Source organism: Acidipropionibacterium timonense, assembly GCF_900605005.1.
Classification (GTDB): Bacteria; Actinomycetota; Actinomycetes; order Propionibacteriales; family Propionibacteriaceae; genus Cutibacterium; species Cutibacterium timonense.
Genome location: NZ_LR027558.1, coordinates 1,616,540 through 1,636,645, shown reverse-complemented (window position 1 = coordinate 1,636,645; position 20,106 = coordinate 1,616,540). Strand labels below are relative to the sequence as shown.

The window sequence follows — 20,106 nt, the reverse complement described above, 5'->3', positions numbered from 1 at the left end:
TCTCAGCGCTTCCTGGCGGGTGCCTCTCCGAGCTCGGCCTCGAGGGTGATGCCCTCCCCGCCCTCGACCCAGGTGAACCTCTCGGTCCTCGACACCTTGGCCAGGTCCGACTCCACCGCCTGCAGATGGGCCATGACTGGAGCGGGAGCGGTGATGCTCGCGTGGAGGATCGGCGTGCGCATGGGCACCTTGTGGGTCGACTTCACCCCGCGCAGCTCGACGAGGGCCGCCGACACGTCGGTGAGCAGCTCGATGTCCCCGACCTTGGGCAGTTCCTCGGTCATCGGCCAGGCCGAGGTGTGCACGGAACCGGGCTTCCACCAACTCCACACCTCCTCGGTGACGAAGGGCAGGAACGGCGCGAAGAGCCGCAGCAGCACGTCGAGGGCGAGCCGCAACGCGGTCCGGGCGCTGGCGGCACCGGCCGGGTCCGTGCCCTCCGAGTCGTAGGCGCGCTCCTTGACGAGCTCGAGGTAGTCGTCGCAGAAGGTCCAGAAGTACTGCTCGGAGGCCTCGAGGGCCGCGGTGTAGTTGAACTCGTCGAAGCTCGCGGTGGCCGTCGTGACGAGCTGGCGCAGTTGGGCGAGCATGGCCAGATCGGCCGGGTTCGTCACGGCGGTGAGCTCGCCGCCCTCGCCGAAACCGAGGACGAACTTCGAGGCGTTGAGGATCTTCATGGCCAGGCGGCGTCCGACCTTCATCTGGGCCTTGTCGAAGGGGGAGTCCATGCCGGGGCGGGCCATGGCGGCGCGCCAGCGGACGGCGTCGGCACCGAACTCGTCGATGATCTCGGTGGGGACCACCGTGTTGCCCTTGGACTTGCTCATCTTCTTGCGGTCCGGGTCAGTGACGAACCCGGAGATCGCCGCGCGCCGCCACGGCAGGACTCCGTTCTCCAGATGAGCCCGGACGATCCGCGAGAACACCCAGGTACGGATGATGTCGTGGGCCTCGGGGGCGAAGTCCATGGGGAAGGTCTTGGCGAAGAGGTCGGCGTCACGCTCCCAGCCGGTGACGATCTGCGGGGTGAGGGAACTCGTCGCCCAGGTGTCCATGACGTCCGGGTCGCCGATGAACCCGCCGGCCCGACCGCGCTGGGACTCCTCGAACCCGGCCGGGGCCTGGGACGCCGGGTCGACCGGCAGGGCGTCCTCGGCGGGGACGATGGGATGGTCGTAGTCCGGTTCACCCTGGTCGTCCAGGGGGTACCACACCGGGAAGGGCACGCCGAAGAACCGCTGGCGGCTGATGAGCCAGTCGCCGTTGAGTCCCTCGACCCAGTTCTCGTAACGGTGCCGCATGTGGTCGGGCACCCACTCGAGCTCGCGTCCGCGCTCCAGCAGGGCGGCGCGCAGGTCCTCGTCGCGCCCGCCGTTGCGGATGTACCACTGCCGGGTACCGATGATCTCCAGTGGCTTGTCGCCCTTCTCGTAGAAGTTCGCCTTGCGCTCGGTCGCCTGGGGCTCACCGTCCATCTCGCCGGAGGCCCGGACCGCCTCGACGACGGCCTTGCGGGCCGAGATGGTCGTCTTGCCGGCGATGTCGGCGTAGGCCTCGCGGTTGACGATCCACTCGGGGGTGTCGGCCAGGATCCGACCGTCGCGGCCGATGATGGTGCGGGTGGGCAGCTGCAGTTCGCGCCACCACTGGACGTCGGTGAGGTCACCGAAGGTGCAGCACATGGCGATGCCGGCGCCCTTGTCCATCTCGGCAGCCGGATGGGCCAGGACCGGCACCTCGACGCCGTAGAGCGGCGTGGTCACGGTGGTGCCGAAGAGGTGCTGGTAGCGCTCGTCCTCGGGGTGGGCGATGAGGGCACAGCAGGCGGCCAGCAGCTCGGGTCGGGTGGTCTCGATGAAGACATCGCCCGAGCCGTCGGTGCGGTGGAAGGCCAGCCGGTGGTACGCACCGGGGTAGTCCCGGGCCTCGAGCTCGGCCTGGGCGACGGCGGTCTGGAAGGTGACGTCCCACAGGGTGGGGGCGTCGTTCATGTAGGCCTCGCCGCGGGAGAGATTGCGCAGGAAGGCGAGCTGGGCGATGCGCTGGGACTCCGGGGAGATCGTCGTGTACAGCTGGTTCCAGTCGACCGACAGGCCGACCGACCGCCACAGGTCCTGGAAGGTCTTCTCGTCGACCCCGGTGAGCTGGACGCACAGCTCGACGAAGTTGCGTCGGCTGATCGGCACCTGGTGCTTGGGATCAGGCTTGGTCGGCGGCACGAACTGCGGGTCGTAGGGCAGCGTCGGGTCGCACCGCACCCCGTAGAAGTTCTGGACGCGGCGCTCGGTGGGCAGCCCGTTGTCGTCCCAGCCCATGGGGTAGAAGACCTTCTTGCCCCTCATCCGCTGGTAGCGGGCGATGGTGTCGGTGTGGGTGTAGGAGAAGACGTGACCCGGGTGCAGATGTCCCGAGACGGTGGGCGGCGGGGTGTCGATGGAGAAGACCGCCTCGCGGGAGCGGACCTCCTCGGCATGGAAGGCGTAGAGCTGTTCGTCCTCCCAGACCTTGCCCCATTTGGCCTCGAGCCCCTCGAGGGCCGGCTTGTCGGGCACGACGCCGCGAAGGGGCGCGTCGATCTGGTCGTGGGTCTGTGACGTCATGGGCGGAAGTCTAGTGAACGGCGCCCCGACGACGTGAACCTCACTTGTGGGCGTCGGCCTTGATGACCTTGAGCAGATCGGCCGCGGAGGCCACCGCATCACGGTTGACCCAGGGTTCCCAGCCCTCCCAGACCTTTCCGTCGAGGGTGAACGTCGGCGTCGACGGCTTGCCGATGAGTCCGGCCAGGTCCTTCTGGGAGCGGGCGTCGGCGGAGTGGACGAAGTCCGAGGTGGCCTTGGTGTCGTAGAGCCGCTGGAACCGTTCGAGGTCGGGCCCGGAGATCCCGGCCTGGCGGGCGAAGTCGACGCGCAGCTGGGTGTCGGTGTACCCGGTTCCCTCGGTGGCCGGTTGGTTGGCGAAGACCGTGTCGTGGTACTGGCGGTAGTGGCCGACGACGTCGGCGGCGGCTGCGGCCATCGCGGCGCGGTACGAGGAGGTGTTCGTGCCCGAGTCGAGGAAGGTCAGGGTGCGGTACTCGAGGACGACGTCACCGCTGGCGGCGAGTTCGTTGAGGGCGGGCCCGACGGCCGTCTCGGCGAGCTTGCAGTAGGGGCACTGGTAGTCCTGGTAGACGACGACGGTCGGTGCGCCCGACGTTGCCGTACCGGTGACCCGGATCGCCCCCGTCGAGCTCTGCCCGGCGGCGGGTCGACGGCCTGCCCGGTGGACGACTGCCGCGAGTGGGAGACGACGACCCAGGTGACGACGGCCACGACGACGAGGACGGCCACGACCCCGGCACCCACTCCGATGACCCGACGGCGTCGGGCCGCGGCGGCCCGGGCCTCCTGCTCAGCGCGCAAGCGGTCTCGTCGGGAGGGCGTCGAGGTCGTCATGTGAGCAGATTCAACACCCGGTCCGGGTCACTTCGCGGCGGCCTGGATGGCGGCCAGCACGGTGCTCTCGGTGGGGTTGGTCACCTGACGCCAACCGGTCCAGGCCTTGCCGTTGACGGTGAAGAAGGGGGTGCCGAACTGCGGGTCGAGCTTCGTGCCCTCCTCGAGACCCTTCGACGCGGCGTTCTTGACGAAGCTCGAGGTCGCCTTGGAGTCGTAGAGCTTCTGGAAGGTCACCAGATCGTTGCCGGTGATCCCGGCGTCCTTGGCGAAGTCGACGCGCAGCTGCTCGTCGGTGTAGCCCTGACCCTCCTGGGTGGGCTGGTTCTTGTAGATGACGTTGTGGTAGGCCTCGAGCTTGCCGACCTTGTCGGCGGCGGCAGCAGCCATGGCGGCGCGGTAGGAGGCGTCATTGCGAAGGTTGTCGTCGAGGAAGGTGAGGGTACGCCACTGGAGCTTGATCTGGCCCTTCGCCGACAAGGCGTCGAGGGACGGTCCGAAGGCGGTCTCGGCCTCCTTGCAGATGGGGCACTGGTAGTCCTCGTACACCGTGACCGTCGGCGCCCCGGCCCGGACCTTGTCGGCATTGAGGGTGTAGATGCCGGTCGAGGCGTCCGCACTGGGCGGCGTCACCTGGTTCGACGCACTGGAACCGTCACCGGAGTTCCTCGTGATCGCGATGATGACGACGACGGCGATGACGGCGACCGCCACGACCCCGGCGATGACCGAGATGATCTTGCGGCGTCGGGAGGCGGTCTCCTGGGCCTGCTGCTGGGCTCGCAGGGCGGCGCGTCGGGACGACTGGGACTGGCTCATCGGGGGGTGCTCCAAGGGTCGAGGGTGGTCAGGAGGGGTCCGGGGAGGTGGTGTCGTCGAGGACGGGCGGGGCCATCCACGAGTCGAGGGAGAACGGGCTGCGGGGCCGCACGACGAGCCACAGACCGGCGACGAGGAGGCCGAGATCGCGCAGGATGTCGCGCAGGTAGCCGGCGCGGACGGTGCTCCAAGGTTCGCCGACGAGGCCGCCGGTGCCGAAGCATCCACAGTCGAGCTTGATGCCGCGCGCCCAGGCCGACGAGATGCCGGCGATGAAGACGACCATCGACAGGGCGCCCAGGAGAGCCGACCAGCGCGTCCACAGGCCGGCGACGAGAGCCAGGCCGACGAGGATCTCGAGGATCGGCATGGCGTAGCCGACGACCGGGGCCACGTCCCACGGCAGGATGCGGTAGGCGCGCACCGACAGGACGGTGTTGGCGAAGTTCGTGGCCTTGATGGTCCCGGCGACGACGAGGGTGACCCCCAGGGCGAGCCGGGCCAGCAGCCCGATCCAGTCCAGCGGACGTCGGGCCTGCCGGTGGACGACGACCTCCCGGTCGGGCGTCGCTGTGGGTGCGGTCATGGCGCCATCGTACCCAGCGGTTCGGACGGTCCGGGACCGGTGGGACCGGCGGCGGGCCGGGCTCAGAGCGAGCAGTTGTAGCTCGGCAGCCCGGCCGCAGCCTCCTGGTCGGTCCACCAGCAGGTCTCCTCGGTGCCGTGGACGAGGGCGGCGGGGGAGCGGACCGACCCGCACAGGGCCTCCGCCAGGGCCTGTGCCTTCTCGGCCCCCGAGGCGACGAGCCAGAGCTGACGTGACCGGTTGAACTCGGGCAGGGTGAGCGAGATCCGCTCCGCGGGCGGCACCGGGAAGTCCGTGACGCCGACCGCCAGGGCCGACGTCTCAGGGGAGAAGGAGGGCCGGTCGGGGTGGAGCGAGGCCACCTCGCCGTCGGGTCCTACCCCGAGCAGGCACAGGTCGAAGGTCGTCTCGCCGAGCTCCTGGGCGTAGGCGTAGGCGGCCTCGTCGGGGTCGGCCTTGCCGTCGACGGTCGGCATGAGATGGGTGCGTGAGGGATCGAGGTGGAAGGCGGCGGTGAGCAACGGCAGGGTGCGTTGGGAGTTGCGCTCTGGCCTGCCGGTCGGGACGAAGGCGTCATCACCCCACCAGACGTGCAGCTTCGCCGGGTCGACCGCCTGCCGCTCGGGGACGCGCCCCAGGGCCTCGTAGACGCGGGTGGCGATCCGTCCCCCGGCCACGCACAGGTCGATCCGCTGCTGGTCGTCCTGCCGGCGCACGATCGCATGGACGAGGCGGTGGGCCAGCCCGTCGGCGAGGTCGTCGGGCGAAGAGTACCGCATGACACGCGGTGTGGCCATGACGAGGTCCTCCTTGGTCCGGTTCCACGCCCGGGTGGATCGCCGGCGTGCTTTCATGATGAATCATTCCACGCCGGGTGCACGGCGTCGCCCCCGAGCATGCCCTCGCCGGTTTACCTATACTTCAGGGGACCCCGAGGCAGGACGACGAGCGTCGTGTGGTAATGCCCGGGACCGCTGACCCCGAAGGACGCCGTGACCGAGCACGCCCCCACCACGCCGAGGACCCGCACCGCCGAGTCGACCGGTGACCGCACCCATGTCCGTCACGTCATCGGTGCCTATGTCGCCCTCACCAAGCCCCGGATCATCGAGCTTCTCCTGGTGACGACCCTGCCGGTGATGTTCCTGGCGACCCGCGGTCTGCCCGATCTCGTCCTCGCCCTGGCGACCCTCGTCGGGGGATTCCTCGAGGCGGCCAGTGCCAACGTCTTCAACTGCGTCGTCGACGCGGACATCGACGAGAAGATGCGACGCACCCGGCGTCGCCCGCTGCCCCGTCACCAGGTGCCGACCCGGGACGCCCTCGTCTTCGGCGTCGTCCTCGGAGTGGCCGGGGCCCTCGTCCTCGGTCTGCTCACGAACTGGCTGTCCGCCGGGCTGGCCGTGGGGGCCAATCTCTTCTACGTCTTCGTCTACTCGATGGTGCTCAAGCGACGCACCTGGCAGAACACGGTCTGGGGTGGCATCGCCGGCTGTTTCCCGCCGGTCATCGGTTGGACGGCCGTCACCGGGCACCTGGCCTGGACCCCGCTGCTGCTGGCCCTGCTCGTCTTCTGGTGGACGCCGCCGCACACCTGGGCGCTGTCCTTCCGCTATCGCACCGACTACGAGGCTGCCGGGGTCCCCATGCTCCCGGTGGTCCGGGAGGCCCCCGCCGTGGCCCGTCAGATCCTGGCGTACTGCGTCGCCACCGAGGCGACCGCGCTGGCGCTGTGGCCGGTCGCGTCGATGGGATGGATCTACGGGGTCGTCGCGGTGGTCTCGGGGGCGGTGCTCCTGTGGGAGGCCGTGGCCCTGCTGCGTCGTGCCGACGCCGGTCTGCGTGACGCGCTGCTCAAACCGATGCGGTTGTTCCACTGGACGAACACGTACCTGTCGCTGCTCTTCCTGGCCATCGCCATCGATCCCCTGGTCCACCTGGGGTGAGGCGGGCCGAGCCGGTCCGACCGGGGCTGGTCGGGCGTGGCCGACCTGGTTCCGACCGGAGAAGGCCACACCGAGGGCCGGTCCGCACGGGCCGATCAGCTGCGGGGTGACAGCCCCCACACCGTCGGACGCACCGAGCACCAGAGGGCGCCGACGGTCGCGGCGGCCACGGCGATGCCGAGCATGTGCCAGATGACGAGCCACGGATCGAGGTGGGCGAAGTACTGGGCGTACCCGACGACGGCCTGGTAGATCTCGACGCACAGCAGGGCGATGGCCCAGCGACGCAGGACGGGCACCCGTCGCCGTACCGCCAGGACCAGGCAGCAGACGGTGAGGAGCACCGTGATCCACGCCGAGACGCCGTGCAGCCGCGCGACGGTCTCGATGGCGAACCCCGTCCGGCTGGCGCCGCCGTCACCGGCATTGGGCCCCGACCCGGTGACGACCGTCCCGAGCCACATGACGACGCACATGGCCGCCACGGTGGCCCGGACCACGCCCATGGTGAGGCCGTCGACCTCGACGCACGGATGATCGCCGGTGAGCCAGACGAGCTTGACGCACACGAGGATGATGCCCACCGAGGCCAGCAGGTGCAGGGCGACGACGAAGGGATTGAGGTGGGTGAGCACGCTGATCCCGCCGATGACCGCCTGGAGGACGATCGACGAGAGGTTGATCCACGCCAGTGCCCGGACCCGGCCGGTTGCGCGCGACCGATGGGCCGCGACGACCGCCCCGACGGCGACGACGAGGAGGACGAAGGTGAGCAGCCGGTTGCCGAACTCGACGGCCGAGTGGACGCCCATGGCCTGACGGGGTACGAAGGAACCCGGGGCACAGTGCGGCCAGGTGGGGCAGCCCAGACCCGAGCCGGTGAGCCGGACGACGGCGCCGGTGACGACGAGGGCCATGTTGGTGAACAGTGCGGCCAGGGCCCAGCCGCGCAGGTGCGCCCGGGTCGTCACGACACCCACCGGAAGGTCCTGCGGGCCACGAGGGCGAGTACGGCGGCCCAGCACAGCAGCGAGCCGACGGGCCACCAGGCGGTCATCCCGATGCCCCAGGACCGCAGGGACTCGCCCAAGGCGGTCGTCGGCAGGACGGCCACGACCTGACGCAGCCCGTTCGGATAGTCGCGCAGCGGCCACATGATCCCGGCGATCATGCCGACGAGGTAGAGGAGGTTCGCCAGCCCCAGGGTGACCTCGGCCTTGAGGGAGCCGGCCAGGGCCAGCCCGGCCAGCCCGAAGGTCATCATGGCGAGCACGACAGACAGCAGCGCCGGCAGCCAGGCGATCGGCGAGCCGAGGGGGCGCCACCCCAGCGCCACCGCGATGACGGCCAGGACGATCACCTGACCGGCGCTGATGAGGGCATAGGCCAAGGACTTGCCGGCCAGCAGCCCCGAGCGGCCCAGGGGAGTGGCGCACAGCCGCTCGAGCACCCCGTAGCGTCGCTCGAACCCGGTCATGATGGCCTGGGAGGTGAAGCAGGTGGACCAGATGGCCAGGGCGAGCACGGACGGGGCCAGGACGCCGATCGGCAGGTCGACGTGACCGCCGAGGTAGCGTCCGGCGACGAGGATGGCGATGGGCACGACGAGGGCCAGGACGACCTGTTCGCCGTTGCGCAGCACGAGGGAGGCCTCGGTGCGGCCATGGTTCCAGACGCGATGGGCCGGCGACGCCGCCCGGGGTGCGGGGTGCAGGTCAAGGGTGGTCATGTCAGCGGCTCCCGACCGGACCGGCGGCCCGGTCACTCGTGTGGGCGAGGAAGACGTCCTCGAGGCTCCCCTCGCTGGTGAGCTCGGCGACGGTGCCGTCGACGACGACCCGCCCGGCGTCGACGATCCACACGTGGTCGGCCAGGCGCTCCGCCTCGTCCATGGCGTGGGTCGTGAGCACGACCGAGACGCCGTCGGTGCGAAGCTGCTCGACGACGTCCCAGGTGTGGTGACGGGCGTGCGGGTCCATGCCGGCGGTCGGTTCGTCGAGGAAGACGAGCTCGGGTCGGCCGATGACCGCGGCCGCCAGGTTGACGCTCTGCTGCTGCCCGCCGGACAGCCGCCGGTAGGTGGTGCGGGCGAAGGAGCGGATGCCCAGGGCGTCGATGAGCTGTTCGGGGTCGATGGGGTCGGCGTGCAGCCCCGCCATGTAGTGCAGCAACTCGCCGGCGCGGATCCCGCTCCAGGCGCCCGAGGACTGGGGCATGAGGCCGGTGGCCTGGGCCGCCTCGGGGCTGCCGGGGGCGTGGCCGAGCACCTCGATGCGTCCCCGTCCCGGCCGGATGAGACCGGTGCAGCAGCGCATCATCGTCGTCTTGCCGGCCCCGTTGGGGCCCAGGACGGCGGTGACGGCACCACGCGCGGCGGACAGGGTCAGTCCGTCCAGTGCCGTCACGGCACCGAACGAGACGTGGAGGTCCTCCAGGACCAGAGCGGACTGCGGCACGGGGGCAAGTGTAGGTCTCCGGACGCGACGGCGCCCCTGTCCGCTGGCTGTGCCCCATGAGGGGGGATCACGGGGTGGGGCCATGCGGTCAGGGGCGGCGGGGTCAGGATGGATCGAGGTGGCGGGGTGCGCCGGGCCGGTGGGACTCGGCGCACCCCGGTCGGCTCAGGCGCGGCGGTCCGGATCGGGAGTGCCGGCCTCCTTGACCAGGGGTCCGTCGTCGTCCCAACCCGGCACCTCGGTGCCCTCGTCGAGGGCGAGGCTGCCCAGGTCGTCGTGACCCGAGTGGATCCTCATGCCGTAGAACGAGCGGTACACGAAGTAGGCGCTGATGAGGAAGAACACCGCCGCCAGGAGGTGCGTGAGCATTCCGGCGCCCAGCGACACGGCCAACTCGACGGCCAGCAGACCGAAGAGGGTCGTGAACTTGATGACCGGGTTGAGGGCCACCGAGGAGGTGTCCTTGAAGGGGTCGCCCACGGTGTCGCCGACGACCGAGGCGTCGTGGAGGGGAGTGCCCTTGGCGTCGAGGTCGACCTCGACGATCTTCTTGGCGTTGTCCCAGGCCCCACCGGCATTGGCCATGAAGATCGCCTGGTACAGACCGAAGACGGCGATCGAGATGAGGTAGCCGATGAAGAAGAAGGGATCGAGGAAGGCGAAGGCCAGGGCCGAGAAGAACACCCCGAGGAAGATGTTGAGCATGCCCTTCTGGGCGTACTCGGTGCAGATCTGGACGACCTTCTTCGAGTCCTCGGTGGAGGCCTTCGTCGCGTTGGCGTCGAGCTTCATGTTGCCCTTGATGAACTCGACCGCCCGGTAGGCGCCGGTCGAGACCGCCTGCATCGAGGCCCCGGAGAACCAGTAGATGACGGCGCCGCCGGTGATGAGGCCGAGGAGGAAGGGGGCATGGGTGAGGCCGAGCTTGGCCACCTCGGCGGCATTCTGCATGCCATTGGTGAGCATCATGACGATGGAGAAGATCATCGTCGTCGCACCGACGACGGCCGTTCCGATGAGCACCGGCTTCGCGGTGGCCTTGAAGGTGTTGCCGGCACCGTCCTGCATCTCGAGGAAGTGCTTGGCGACATCCCACTTCGGCTGGAACCCGAAGGTCTTCTCGACCTCCTCGTCGATACCGGGCAGATCCTCGATGGTCGACAGCTCGTAGACGCTCTGCGCGTTGTCGGTGACCGGCCCGTAGGAGTCGACGGCGATCGTCACCGCGCCCATGCCGAGGAATCCGAAGGCCACGAGGCCGAAGGCGAAGACGGCCCACTTGACGTCGCTCATGGCGCCCATGTCGCCCAGCCCCGAGCCGGTGCCCGCGACGAGGAAGGAGACCCCCATGAGGCCGACGATGACGACGCCGAGCCAGTAACCGGAGAAGTTGCCGGCGACCAGACCCGAGAGGATGTCGAGGGAGGCCCCGCCCTCCTTGGCGCTGGTGACGACCTCGCGGACGTGACGGGAGTTCGTCGAGGTGAAGGCCTTGACGAGTTCGGGGATGAGGGCACCGGCGAGGGTGCCGCAGGAGATGATGATCGACAGCTTCCACCACATCGAGCCGTCACCCATCGATCCGAGCATCCACCACGTCGTGACGGTGGTGAGGAGGATCGACATGATCGAGGTGATCCACACCAGGCTGGTGAGCGGCTTCTCGAAGTCGAACTCGGCGACCTGGCCGTACCTGGCCTTGGCGATGGCCGAGTTGAGCAGGTACGACAGGAAGCTCGCCACGAGCATGACGACGCGCACGACGAAGATCCACACGAGCAGCTGGACCTGTTCGGACTGGTTCGGGACGGCGCCCAGGACGAAGGTGATGAGGGCGACGCCGGTGACGCCGTAGGTCTCGAACCCGTCGGCCGACGGGCCCACCGAGTCCCCGGCGTTGTCGCCGGTGCAGTCGGCGATGACGCCGGGGTTGCGGGCGTCGTCCTCCTTGATGTGGAAGGCGATCTTCATGAGGTCGGCGCCGACGTCGGCGATCTTGGTGAAGATGCCGCCGGCGATGCGCAGGCAGGCCGCGCCGAGGGACTCGCCGATGGCGAAGCCGATGAAGCAGGGGCCGGCCAGGTCACCTGGCAGGAGCAGCATGATGAGCAGCATCATGAACAGCTCGACGCTGATGAGGACCATGCCGATGCTCATGCCCGAACGCATGGGGATGTCGAAGCACTCGTAGGGGCTGCCACGCAGGGAGGCGTGGGCGGTGCGCGAGTTGGCGAAGGTGTTGACGCGGATGCCGTACCAAGCCACTCCGAAGGACCCGGCCATCCCGATGAGGCTGAACAGGAGGATGATGAGGACCTTCGCCCCCATGTGCTCCAGGAACAGGAAGTACACGAGGATGACGGCGGCGATGAAGGCCCACAGGAGCATGAGGAACTTCGCCTGCTGCTTGAGGTAGGTCTTGCAGGTGGCGTAGATGAGTTCGGAGACCTCGCGCATGGACTCGTGGACGGGCAGCTTGTGCAGCTTGGAGTAGCTCAGCAGACCGAAGAGCAGCCCGAGGATGCAGACGACCAGGCCGATCCACAGCAGGGTCGTGCCCGACATCGAGCCGACCTTCTCGTTGAGGGGCGGCAACTTGAGGTTGGCCTCGCCGCCACCGGTCGAGCCCGATCCGGTCGTCCCGCACCCGGCGAGCAGGGTCAGGACGACGACCAGGGCAGGGGTGAGCAGATGTCTGGACCGGGACCTGCCCGGGTCACCGGACGAGGTGGTGCCGCAAGATGCGGCCGCTGTGCCGTTCACGTTGTGTCCTCTTCCTCGAGCACTCCCGGCCGGGACGCCGTGACGTCGTCGGTCGGTCCGCGCGACTGCGCGCGGTACTTGCCACCACCCGACAGAGGAGGTGACAGGTCCACGCTATGCGCCCGCGGTGACGATGTCAGCGGTCAGGGTCCTCGATGTGGCCAAGCCCACAAAAACGGCGTCGATGCGCTCAACGGCGTGAGCGCATCGACGTGATGAGGGCGGCCGGGCCGTCCCGACCCGTGGGGGTGGTCACCCCGACTGGTCTCAGGACCTCCCCGGAGGCGGGGCGGTCGTCGACCGGATGACGAGTTCGGGGCGGACGAGCCGCTCGGTGAGGGAGGGCTGGTCCCCCCGGATCTGTGCCAGCATCGCCGAGACCGCCAGGGCGCCGATGAGGTCGACGTTCTGGTGCAGGGTCGTCAGGGCGGGATTGGCGAAGCGCACGAGGGCGGAGTCGTCACAGCCGATGACCGAGACGTCCCCGGGCACGGTGAGTCCCTGGGCGCGGATGGCCCGGATGGCTCCCAGTGCCATGAGGTCGGAGGCGCAGAGGATGCCTGTCACCCCGCCGGCCAGCAGATCGATCGCCGCCCGCGAACCACCGTCGATGGAGTAGATCGAGTGGCTCACCAGGCCGATGCCCTCGTCGCCCAGCCGACGTTCCATGGCCTCGAGGAAGGCCTGCTCCTTGCGTTGCACCGGCACGTAGCGCTCCGGCCCGGTGGCCAGGCCGAGACGTCGGTGACCGAGGGCGATGAGGTGCCCGACGGCCTGCTCGACCGCGGAGACGTCGTCGTCGCTGATGGAGGGGACCGGGACGCTCGGTGCGAAGCCGTTGACGAGGACGAGCGGCAGCCCGACGTCGACGAGCTCGAGGTAGGTCGACATCTCGGCGCTGGTGTCGGCGTGGGACCCGGAGATGACGATGATCCCGGCGGCCTGACGCGAACGCAGCAGGCTGATGTAGTCGCTCTCACGCATCCCGCCGGGGGCCTGGGTGCACACGACGGTGGCGTACCCCTCGCGGGCCAGGGTGGTCTCGACCACCTGGGCGTGCTGGGCGAAGATCGGGTTCGTCAGCTCGGGGACGATGAGGCCGATCATGCCGGTCGTCACCGGTTGCAGGTGGGACGGACGCTGGTAGCCCAGGACGTCGAGGGCGGTGAGGACCGACTGTCGTGTCGACTCGGAGACTCCTGGACGCGCATTGAGGACGCGCGAGACGGTGGCCTGGCTCACACCCGCCTGGTTGGCGATGTCGGCCAGTGTGGGGCCGTTCATGGCTTCGTCCTCCTTCCGAGGACGGGTCGGGGGTGGATGGGGACCACCCCCGACCCGCGATCACTTGACGGCGCCGCCGGTCAGACCGGAGACGATGTACTTCTGGAGCCAGAGGAAGAGGATCATCGGGGGCAGGGCCGCCAGGACGGCGCCCGCCGCGAAGACCCCCCAGTTCGAACTCGTCTCGGTCGAGACGTACTGGTACAGGCCCACCGCCAGGGTCTCGGTGTTCGGGTCGGCGCCGAGGATGACCGAGGCGACGACGTACTCGGTGAACGTCCCGATGAAGCTCAGCAGGCCGACGACCGCGAGGATCGGGGCGACGAGCGGCAGGATGATCGTGAAGAAGATCCTCGCGTGACCGGCGCCGTCCACCCTGGCCGCCTCGTCGAGGGAGGCCGGGACGGTGTTGAAGAAGCCGTACATGAGGTACGTGTTCGCCCCGAGGGCACCACCCAGGTAGACCATGATGAGCGCGGTGCGCGAGCCGACGCCGAGCACCGGGTAGACGTCACCGAGCCAGGTGAGCAGCAGGAAGATCGCCACGACGGTGAGCATCTGCGGGAACATCTGGATGAGCATGAGGGCGAGCAGACCGCCACGGCGGCCCTTGAAGCGCATCCGTGAGAAGGAGTACGCGGCCAGGGCGCCGAGGAAGACGGTGGCCACCGCGCACACCAGGGCGATGATGACGGTGTTGAGGTACCACTTTCCGTAGGGGCGCACCGGGTCGGACAGCAGCTGGCTGTAATTGCCCAGGTCGACCGACGAGAAGAGCTTGTTGGATCCGGTGAGGGTGCCGCCGGAGGCCAACGATGCCGAGAGGATGTAGACGATGGGGAAGGCCGCGAAGACGACGGCGATGATCCCCAGCAGGTGACGCCACCATTGGCTGGCCAGTCGCTTGGCCAGGGGTGTCTTGCGGTTGGCGTGGGCGACGGCCTCGGAGATGGATGCGGTGCTCATCAGTTGACCTCCTCGAGAGCCTTGGTCTGGCGGAAGCCGAGCCAGGCGAACACACCGACGATGATGAAGATGAGGACGGAGAAGGCGCTCGCCAGACCGTAGTCACGCCCGGCTCCGCCGAAGGCGACCTTGTACACCATGGAGATGAGGATGTCGGTGGAGCCGACGTCCAGGCTCGTGTCGGTGAACCGGGGTCCGCCCTGGGTGAGCATGTAGATGAGGGTGAAGTTGTTGAAGTTGAAGGCGAAGGAGCTGATGAGCAGCGGGGCCAGCGGCACCATGAGCAGGGGCAGCTTGATCTTGCTGAAGATGCGCCAACCGGAGGCGCCGTCGATGCTCGCCGCCTCGAGGATGTCCGAGGGGATGGACTGGAGCGCGCCGGTCGAGACGATGAACATGTAGGGGAAGCCCAGCCACAGGTTGACGATGAGCACGGCGAGCTTGGCCATGGTCGGGTTGGTGAGCCAGGGGATGGACGCCCCACCGAAAAAGACCTGGTTGATGAAGCCGAACTCCTGGTTGAACATGCCGCTCCACACCAGGGCCGAGAGGAACCCGGGGAAGGCGTACGGCAGCAGCATGAGGATGCGGTAGATCTTCTGGCCCTTCATCGTGGTGTCGTTGAAGAGCAGGGCCAGGGCAAGTCCCAGGGCGAAGGTCGTGAGGACCGAGAGGATCGCGAAGGCGAAGGTCCAGGCGGTGACGCGCAGGAAGGGGCTGCGGATGTCGGACTGGGTGAAGGCCCGCTGGAAGTTCGACAGGCCGACGTTGACCTTCCACCCGGGCTCGAGCACCTTGCCGGAGCTGGAGACGAAGTTGCCGCGCCCGTTGTCCTTGTAGACGGTGCCCTTGGAATCGGTCATCGTGCCGGCTGCGGCGTCGTACTTCATCGTCGAGACGAAGCGGAAGGCCTGGGAGCCGGTCGTCGTGCGCACGAAACCGTCGGCGATGTTGTCGGAGAACTGCACCTTGAGCTTGGCGATCTCGTCGCCCCGCTTGGAGACCTCGGCGAAGGAGAGCACTTGGTAGCCGGGAGCGGAGGTCACCGCTCCCAGGGAGTTCGTCTGAGCTCCCTGGATCTCCTTGAGGGGTTCGTCCGCGGTGCCGGCCTCGACCTTCCTGGTCGTCGGGTCGACGATGATGAGGGCGAGCTTGCCGTCCTTGGTCGCGACGGCCGAGGAATAGGTCGGGCTGTCGGTCGCGCGCACCTGGTTGTCGGACTGGATGGCGGCGATGGCATCGTCACGGGATCCGTTGTGGCCGTCACCGTAGTTGGTGAACCCGACGTAGACCGTGTAGGCCATGACGCCGAGCGAGAAGATGAGCATGAAGACGATGCCCGGGGCCAGATACTTGGCCGGCAGCATGCGGTTCGGCGGCAGGTAGATGATCGTGATGACGACGGCCACGGCAGCGATGCCGGCTGCCATCCACCACGAGTGGTGGGCGATGGCGACGATGACGCCGTAGACGGCGACGGCGTCGAGCAGCCCGAGGAGGGCGATCTTGACGATCCAGGCCGTCAGCGACCCGGAATAGGAGGCGCTGGCTCGCGCGACCCGCTTCTCGCGGTCCGCGCTGCTCGAGGGAACAGGTGAGGACATGATGAGGGGACTCCCGGGGAACGGTCGACGGCGTCGCTGCCGACAGCTGGGTGTGGGGGGTGGAGGGGATCTGGGGGCGGGGCCCCGCCGAGTCGATGACGACGGGGCCCCGATGGTGGTGGTCAGCCGTCGGCACGGATCACGGTGACGTGATCGGGCCGGCGGACCGACGACCGGTCGAGCGGATCAGCCCTTGATCTTGCCGTCGATGGTCTTGACCATCTTCTCCCAAGTGGCGGTGGCGTCGGTCGCCTTGCCACCGATGAGCTGGGCCTCGGCGGTGCCCCAGTCGGCCCACACCGAGCCCATGGCCGGGATGTTCGGCATCGGGACGGCCTTCTCGCCCACGGCACCGAAGGCGGCGACGTCCTTGTCGGACTTGGCGGCCTCGAAGGCCTTCTTGTTGGCGGGGGCGCGGTTGCCGACCTTGAACAGCTCGGTCTGGACGCTCTCGTTGCCCAGATACTCGACGAGGAACTTCTGCGTGGCGACGGGGTTCTTGGCCTTGGCGCTCATCCAGAAGCCCTGGACACCGACGAACGGGGTGGCGTCCTGGCCGCCGGCGGACGGCACGGCGGAGATCTCGTAGGAGATGCCGGCCTTCTTGAAGGCGTCGATGTTCCACGGACCGGTGACGATGAACGCGGCCTGCCCCTTGGAGAAGAGGTCCTTGGAGATGTCCTGGGAGATGTTGAGGTTGAGGGTCTTGGCCTTGCCCTGGGCGAGCAGCCAGGCGGCGAACTTGTCACCGTTCGCCCCGCCCATGGTGAGCTTCGAGGAGTCGAAGCCCTTGTCGGTCATCGCGAAGACGGCCGCACCGAAGGACGCCTGGAAGGGGTACAGGTGGTACGGGTCGGCGTTCTTGGGGTCGATGCCGACGACGAACGGGTACTTGGCGCCGGACTTCTTGCCCATCTCGATCATCTCGTCGAAGGTCTTGGGGGCCTCCTTGACGAGCTTGGTGTTGCGCACCAGGGCGATGTTCTCGGTGGCGTAGGGGACGCCGTAGATCTTGCCGTTGACGGTGAAGGCCTGGATGGCGACGTTCTGGAAGGCGGAGGTGTCACCGAGCTCGAGCGGGGCGACGACGCCGTTCTGGACCATGCGGCCGGTGCCGTCGTGGGCGGCGATGGCGGCGTCGGGGCCCTTGCCCGTCGGCACCTGGGTGATGAAGTCGTCGGGGATCTTGGCGAAGTCCTTGACGGCGAGGTTGACGGTGACGCCGGTGTCCTGCTTGAACTGGGCGGCGACCTTGCGCAGGACGGGCTCGCGGTTGGAGTCGGTCCACACGAGGATCGAGCCGGCGTCGGCGGCGGCCGACGAGGCGGCGGAGGTGGCCGAGGAGGCAGCGGTGGAAGCGGAGGCGGAGGAGCCGGTGGAGCTGCTCGAGCCGCCGCAGGCCGAGAGAGCACCGACGGCGGCGAGGCCGAGGCCACCGAGCAGGATGGAACGGCGCGACATGTCAGACATGGTTGTCTCACTTTCATGGTCTGCTCGACGCTCTTCGTCGAGCTGTGGCGGCGCAGGTTCTGGACAACCCGGCATCGGGAGTGCGGTCCTTGCAACCGAGAGACAGTCTTGCAAAAGTTTTCAGAGATGTCCAGTCGTTCTTGCCATGAATCCTTCTTGCCATGAATCTTTCATCTGGCTCTGGGTGTCTGCCGGGCTCTTGCGCGTGGGTCGGCTCTCGACCCGGACGTGCGAGGGAGGACTTGCATCTGCGTCCCATTTGGCAACAATGTAGTTGTGAAATCTTCGGCAGGTTCGACGCAGACCCCCGAGTCACCCGAGGAGCAGGTCTCCGACGGCTCGACCCGGGAGCGCGTCATGTCCTCCATCCTTCACAACGGCCCCTCGACGGCCTCCGACCTGGCAGAACGACTCGGGCTGACGGCCGCCGCTGTCCGACGACACCTCGCGTCGCTCACCGACGAGGGCCTCGTCGGATCGCGGGAGAAGCGTGTCTTCGGTGCCCGCGGGCGGGGTCGACCCTCGCGCGTCTTCTTCCTCACCGACGCCGGACGCGCCGATTTCTACACGGCCTACGACGAGCTGGCCATCAACGCCCTGCGGCACCTGGCCGAGGCCGGGGGGCAGGACGCGCTCAAGGCGGTCGCCCAGGCCCGTGTCGACGACATCGAGGCGCGGTACCGGCAGCTGCGTGCGTCCGACCCGACGTGTGACCCCGTCGACGCCCTGACCCGGGCCCTGTCGGCCGATGGGTACGCGGCGTCGATCACGCCGGCGTCCCTGGGGCGGCAGATCTGCCAGCACAACTGCCCGGTGGCCGAGGTCGCCAAGGTCTTCCCGCAGTTGTGCGACGTCGAGACCGAACTCTTCTCACAACTCCTCGGGTCCCATGTCCAGCGGCTGGCGACCATCGCCCACGGGGACGGTGTGTGCACGACCCACGTGCCGATCGACGTCGAACTCATCCGTCAGCGAACGCGGCATCCCTGACGGACGCCGTTCTCGTCGGGGACTTTGACCTCACAGCCAATTACGCAACAATGGGCGAGTGAAATCGAGGGTCCGGCGTGCGGGTCCGAAGAGGCCGCGCCGACCCGGCTCGACCACGGGCCATCCGACTCCACCGCTGCACCACCCTCGAGCGATCCATCCGAAAGGCTGATCCATGACCCAGCTAGACAACCCCACGACGGCGGTGACGCCGCTGCCCGGCACCGGAGCCACCCAGGACGAGCACCTGGCCGCCCTGAGCGGCTACAAGTACGGATGGCACGACTCCGACGCCTACGCCGCCGCCTCGCAGCGCGGACTGTCCGAGGACGTCGTCCGGGGCATCTCGGCCCTCAAGAACGAACCCGAGTGGATGCTCAAGATGCGGCTCAAGGCGCTGCGTCTGTTCCAGCGCAAGCCCATGCCGACGTGGGGGGTCAAGCTCGACTCCATCGACTTCGACGCCATCAAGTACTTCGTGCGCGCCTCCGATCGGCAGGCCGAGTCCTGGGAGGACCTGCCCTCCGACATCAAGGCGACCTACGACCGGCTCGGCATTCCCGAGGCCGAGAAGGACCGCCTCGTGGCCGGCGTTGCCGCCCAGTACGAGTCCGAGGTCGTCTACAACAAGATCAACGAGGAACTCGCCCGCCAGGGCGTCATCTTCCTCGACACCGACACCGCGCTGCGTGAGCACCCGGACCTCTTCCAGGAGTACTTCGCCTCCGTCGTGCCCCTGGGCGACAACAAGTTCGCCGCCCTCAACTCGGCCGTGTGGTCAGGTGGGTCGTTCATCTACGTGCCCAAGGGCGTGCACTGCACCATCCCGCTGCAGGCCTACTTCCGCATGAACACCGAGAACCTCGGCCAGTTCGAGCGCACGCTCATCATCGCCGACGAGGGCTCCTACGTGCACTACGTCGAGGGCTGCACGGCGCCCATCTACAAGTCCGACTCGTTGCACGCCGCGATCGTCGAGATCGTCGTCAAGAAGGACGCCCGGGTGCGCTACACGACCATCCAGAACTGGTCGAACAACGTCTACAACCTCGTCACCCAGCGGGCCTACGTCGAGGCCGGCGGCACCATGGAGTGGATCGACGGGAACATCGGCTCCAAGGCCAACATGAAGTACCCGGCCTGCTACCTCATGGGTGAGCACGCCAAGGGCGAGGCCCTGTCGGTGGCCTTCGCCTCGGAGGGGCAGTACCAGGACACCGGTGCGAAGATGGTCCACTTCGCCCCGTACACCTCCTCGACGATCGTCTCCAAGTCGATCTCCCAGGGTGGTGGACGCTCGGCCTACCGCGGTCTGGTGGCCGTCGGCAAGGATGCCCACCACTCCTCCTCGGCGGTGCGCTGCGACGCCCTGCTCGTCGACGACATCTCCCGCTCCGACACCTACCCGTACAACGACATCCGCACCGACGAGGTGTCGATGGCCCATGAGGCGACGGTGTCCAAGGTGAGTGAGGACCAACTCTTCTACCTCATGCAGCGCGGTCTCACCGAGTCCGACGCCATGGCCATGATCGTGCGCGGGTTCGTCGAGCCCATCGCCAAGGAGCTGCCCATGGAGTACGCCCTCGAGCTCAACCGGCTCATCGAGATCCAGATGGAGGGCGCGGTCGGCTGACCCGGCCCGGCACCCCGAACACGCAGCTCAAGAAGGAGAGAACGCGTTGAGCGCACCCGTGTCCACCCCGCAGGCCTCGACCGACCGGGGACACAACGTCACCATCGAGGGGGACGTCGAGTCCCACCTCCACCCCAGGCCCTCGTGGC

At 68.3% G+C, this 20,106-nt stretch carries 17 protein-coding genes; 4 read left to right on the top strand and 13 right to left on the bottom strand.

Annotated features, from left to right (window positions below; all coding sequences use genetic code 11):
* Positions 1-2: 2 nt before the first annotated feature.
* Together valS and E0E30_RS07660 are read right to left on the bottom strand one after the other, a co-directional pair.
* Positions 3-2,600 (bottom strand): valine--tRNA ligase, encoded by a 2,598-nt coding sequence (valS, locus tag E0E30_RS07665; protein WP_130865797.1) that lies wholly within the window; start codon positions 2,598-2,600, stop codon positions 3-5.
* Between the two features lie 40 nt (positions 2,601-2,640).
* Positions 2,641-3,219, bottom strand: coding sequence for a DsbA family protein (locus E0E30_RS07660; RefSeq protein WP_245306667.1), 579 nt, complete (start codon positions 3,217-3,219; stop codon positions 2,641-2,643).
* A gap of 45 nt (positions 3,220-3,264) precedes the next feature.
* On the opposite strand from E0E30_RS07660, the gene E0E30_RS13635 reads away from it, so the two are divergent.
* On the top strand, positions 3,265-3,441 hold the full coding sequence (locus E0E30_RS13635; RefSeq protein ID WP_245306546.1) for a hypothetical protein: 177 nt from the start codon (positions 3,265-3,267) through the stop codon (positions 3,439-3,441).
* Positions 3,442-3,464: 23 nt separating this feature from the next.
* Here E0E30_RS13635 and E0E30_RS07655 read toward each other — a convergent pair whose 3' ends face one another.
* The 3 genes from E0E30_RS07655 to pgl form a co-directional block, all read right to left on the bottom strand.
* Entirely contained in the window at positions 3,465-4,256 is a 792-nt protein-coding gene (locus E0E30_RS07655) for a DsbA family protein (protein WP_130865796.1), read from the bottom strand.
* Positions 4,257-4,284: 28 nt separating this feature from the next.
* Complete coding sequence (locus E0E30_RS07650; RefSeq protein WP_130865795.1) at positions 4,285-4,842, bottom strand: DoxX family protein; 558 nt, start codon at positions 4,840-4,842, stop codon at positions 4,285-4,287.
* Positions 4,843-4,904: 62 nt separating this feature from the next.
* On the bottom strand, positions 4,905-5,639 hold the full coding sequence (gene pgl / locus E0E30_RS07645) for a 6-phosphogluconolactonase (RefSeq protein WP_130865794.1): 735 nt from the start codon (positions 5,637-5,639) through the stop codon (positions 4,905-4,907).
* Positions 5,640-5,816: 177 nt separating this feature from the next.
* Here pgl and E0E30_RS07640 point away from each other — a divergent pair, with 177 nt between their 5' ends.
* Positions 5,817-6,788 (top strand): heme o synthase, encoded by a 972-nt coding sequence (locus tag E0E30_RS07640; protein ID WP_130865793.1) that lies wholly within the window; start codon positions 5,817-5,819, stop codon positions 6,786-6,788.
* A gap of 95 nt (positions 6,789-6,883) precedes the next feature.
* Here E0E30_RS07640 and E0E30_RS07635 read toward each other — a convergent pair whose 3' ends face one another.
* The 8 genes from E0E30_RS07635 to E0E30_RS07600 form a co-directional block, all read right to left on the bottom strand.
* Entirely contained in the window at positions 6,884-7,759 is an 876-nt protein-coding gene (locus E0E30_RS07635; RefSeq protein WP_411914026.1) for a COX15/CtaA family protein, read from the bottom strand.
* The gene (locus tag E0E30_RS07630; RefSeq protein WP_130865791.1) at positions 7,756-8,517 is read right to left on the bottom strand and encodes an ABC transporter permease; all 762 of its coding nucleotides are present in this window, start codon (positions 8,515-8,517) and stop codon (positions 7,756-7,758) included. Before E0E30_RS07630 ends, E0E30_RS07635 begins: the two co-directional genes overlap by 4 nt.
* 1 nt (position 8,518) lies before the next feature.
* Complete coding sequence (locus E0E30_RS07625) at positions 8,519-9,229, bottom strand: ABC transporter ATP-binding protein (protein ID WP_411914025.1); 711 nt, start codon at positions 9,227-9,229, stop codon at positions 8,519-8,521.
* Between the two features lie 180 nt (positions 9,230-9,409).
* Positions 9,410-11,935, bottom strand: a complete 2,526-nt coding sequence (locus E0E30_RS07620) for a sodium-translocating pyrophosphatase (protein WP_210115875.1) — start codon at positions 11,933-11,935, stop codon at positions 9,410-9,412.
* A 339-nt stretch (positions 11,936-12,274) separates the two neighbouring features.
* The gene (locus E0E30_RS07615; protein ID WP_130865788.1) at positions 12,275-13,291 is read right to left on the bottom strand and encodes a LacI family DNA-binding transcriptional regulator; all 1,017 of its coding nucleotides are present in this window, start codon (positions 13,289-13,291) and stop codon (positions 12,275-12,277) included.
* A gap of 60 nt (positions 13,292-13,351) precedes the next feature.
* Positions 13,352-14,257 (bottom strand): sugar ABC transporter permease, encoded by a 906-nt coding sequence (locus E0E30_RS07610; protein WP_130865787.1) that lies wholly within the window; start codon positions 14,255-14,257, stop codon positions 13,352-13,354.
* Positions 14,257-15,861 (bottom strand): ABC transporter permease subunit, encoded by a 1,605-nt coding sequence (locus E0E30_RS07605; RefSeq protein WP_130865786.1) that lies wholly within the window; start codon positions 15,859-15,861, stop codon positions 14,257-14,259. The genes E0E30_RS07610 and E0E30_RS07605 overlap by 1 nt, the downstream gene beginning before the upstream one ends.
* Before the next feature lie 186 nt (positions 15,862-16,047).
* Positions 16,048-17,151 carry a sugar ABC transporter substrate-binding protein gene (locus E0E30_RS07600; RefSeq protein ID WP_210115874.1) on the bottom strand — a complete coding sequence of 368 codons (1,104 nt, stop codon included), beginning with the start codon at positions 17,149-17,151 and terminating at the stop codon, positions 16,048-16,050.
* 456 nt (positions 17,152-17,607) lie between these two features.
* Between E0E30_RS07600 and E0E30_RS07595 the strand changes: the two genes are divergently transcribed.
* Together E0E30_RS07595 and sufB are read left to right on the top strand one after the other, a co-directional pair.
* The gene (locus E0E30_RS07595; RefSeq protein ID WP_280953266.1) at positions 17,608-18,321 is read left to right on the top strand and encodes a helix-turn-helix transcriptional regulator; all 714 of its coding nucleotides are present in this window, start codon (positions 17,608-17,610) and stop codon (positions 18,319-18,321) included.
* A gap of 175 nt (positions 18,322-18,496) precedes the next feature.
* Positions 18,497-19,957 (top strand): Fe-S cluster assembly protein SufB, encoded by a 1,461-nt coding sequence (sufB, locus tag E0E30_RS07590; RefSeq protein WP_130865783.1) that lies wholly within the window; start codon positions 18,497-18,499, stop codon positions 19,955-19,957.
* Positions 19,958-20,106: the final 149 nt, after the last annotated feature.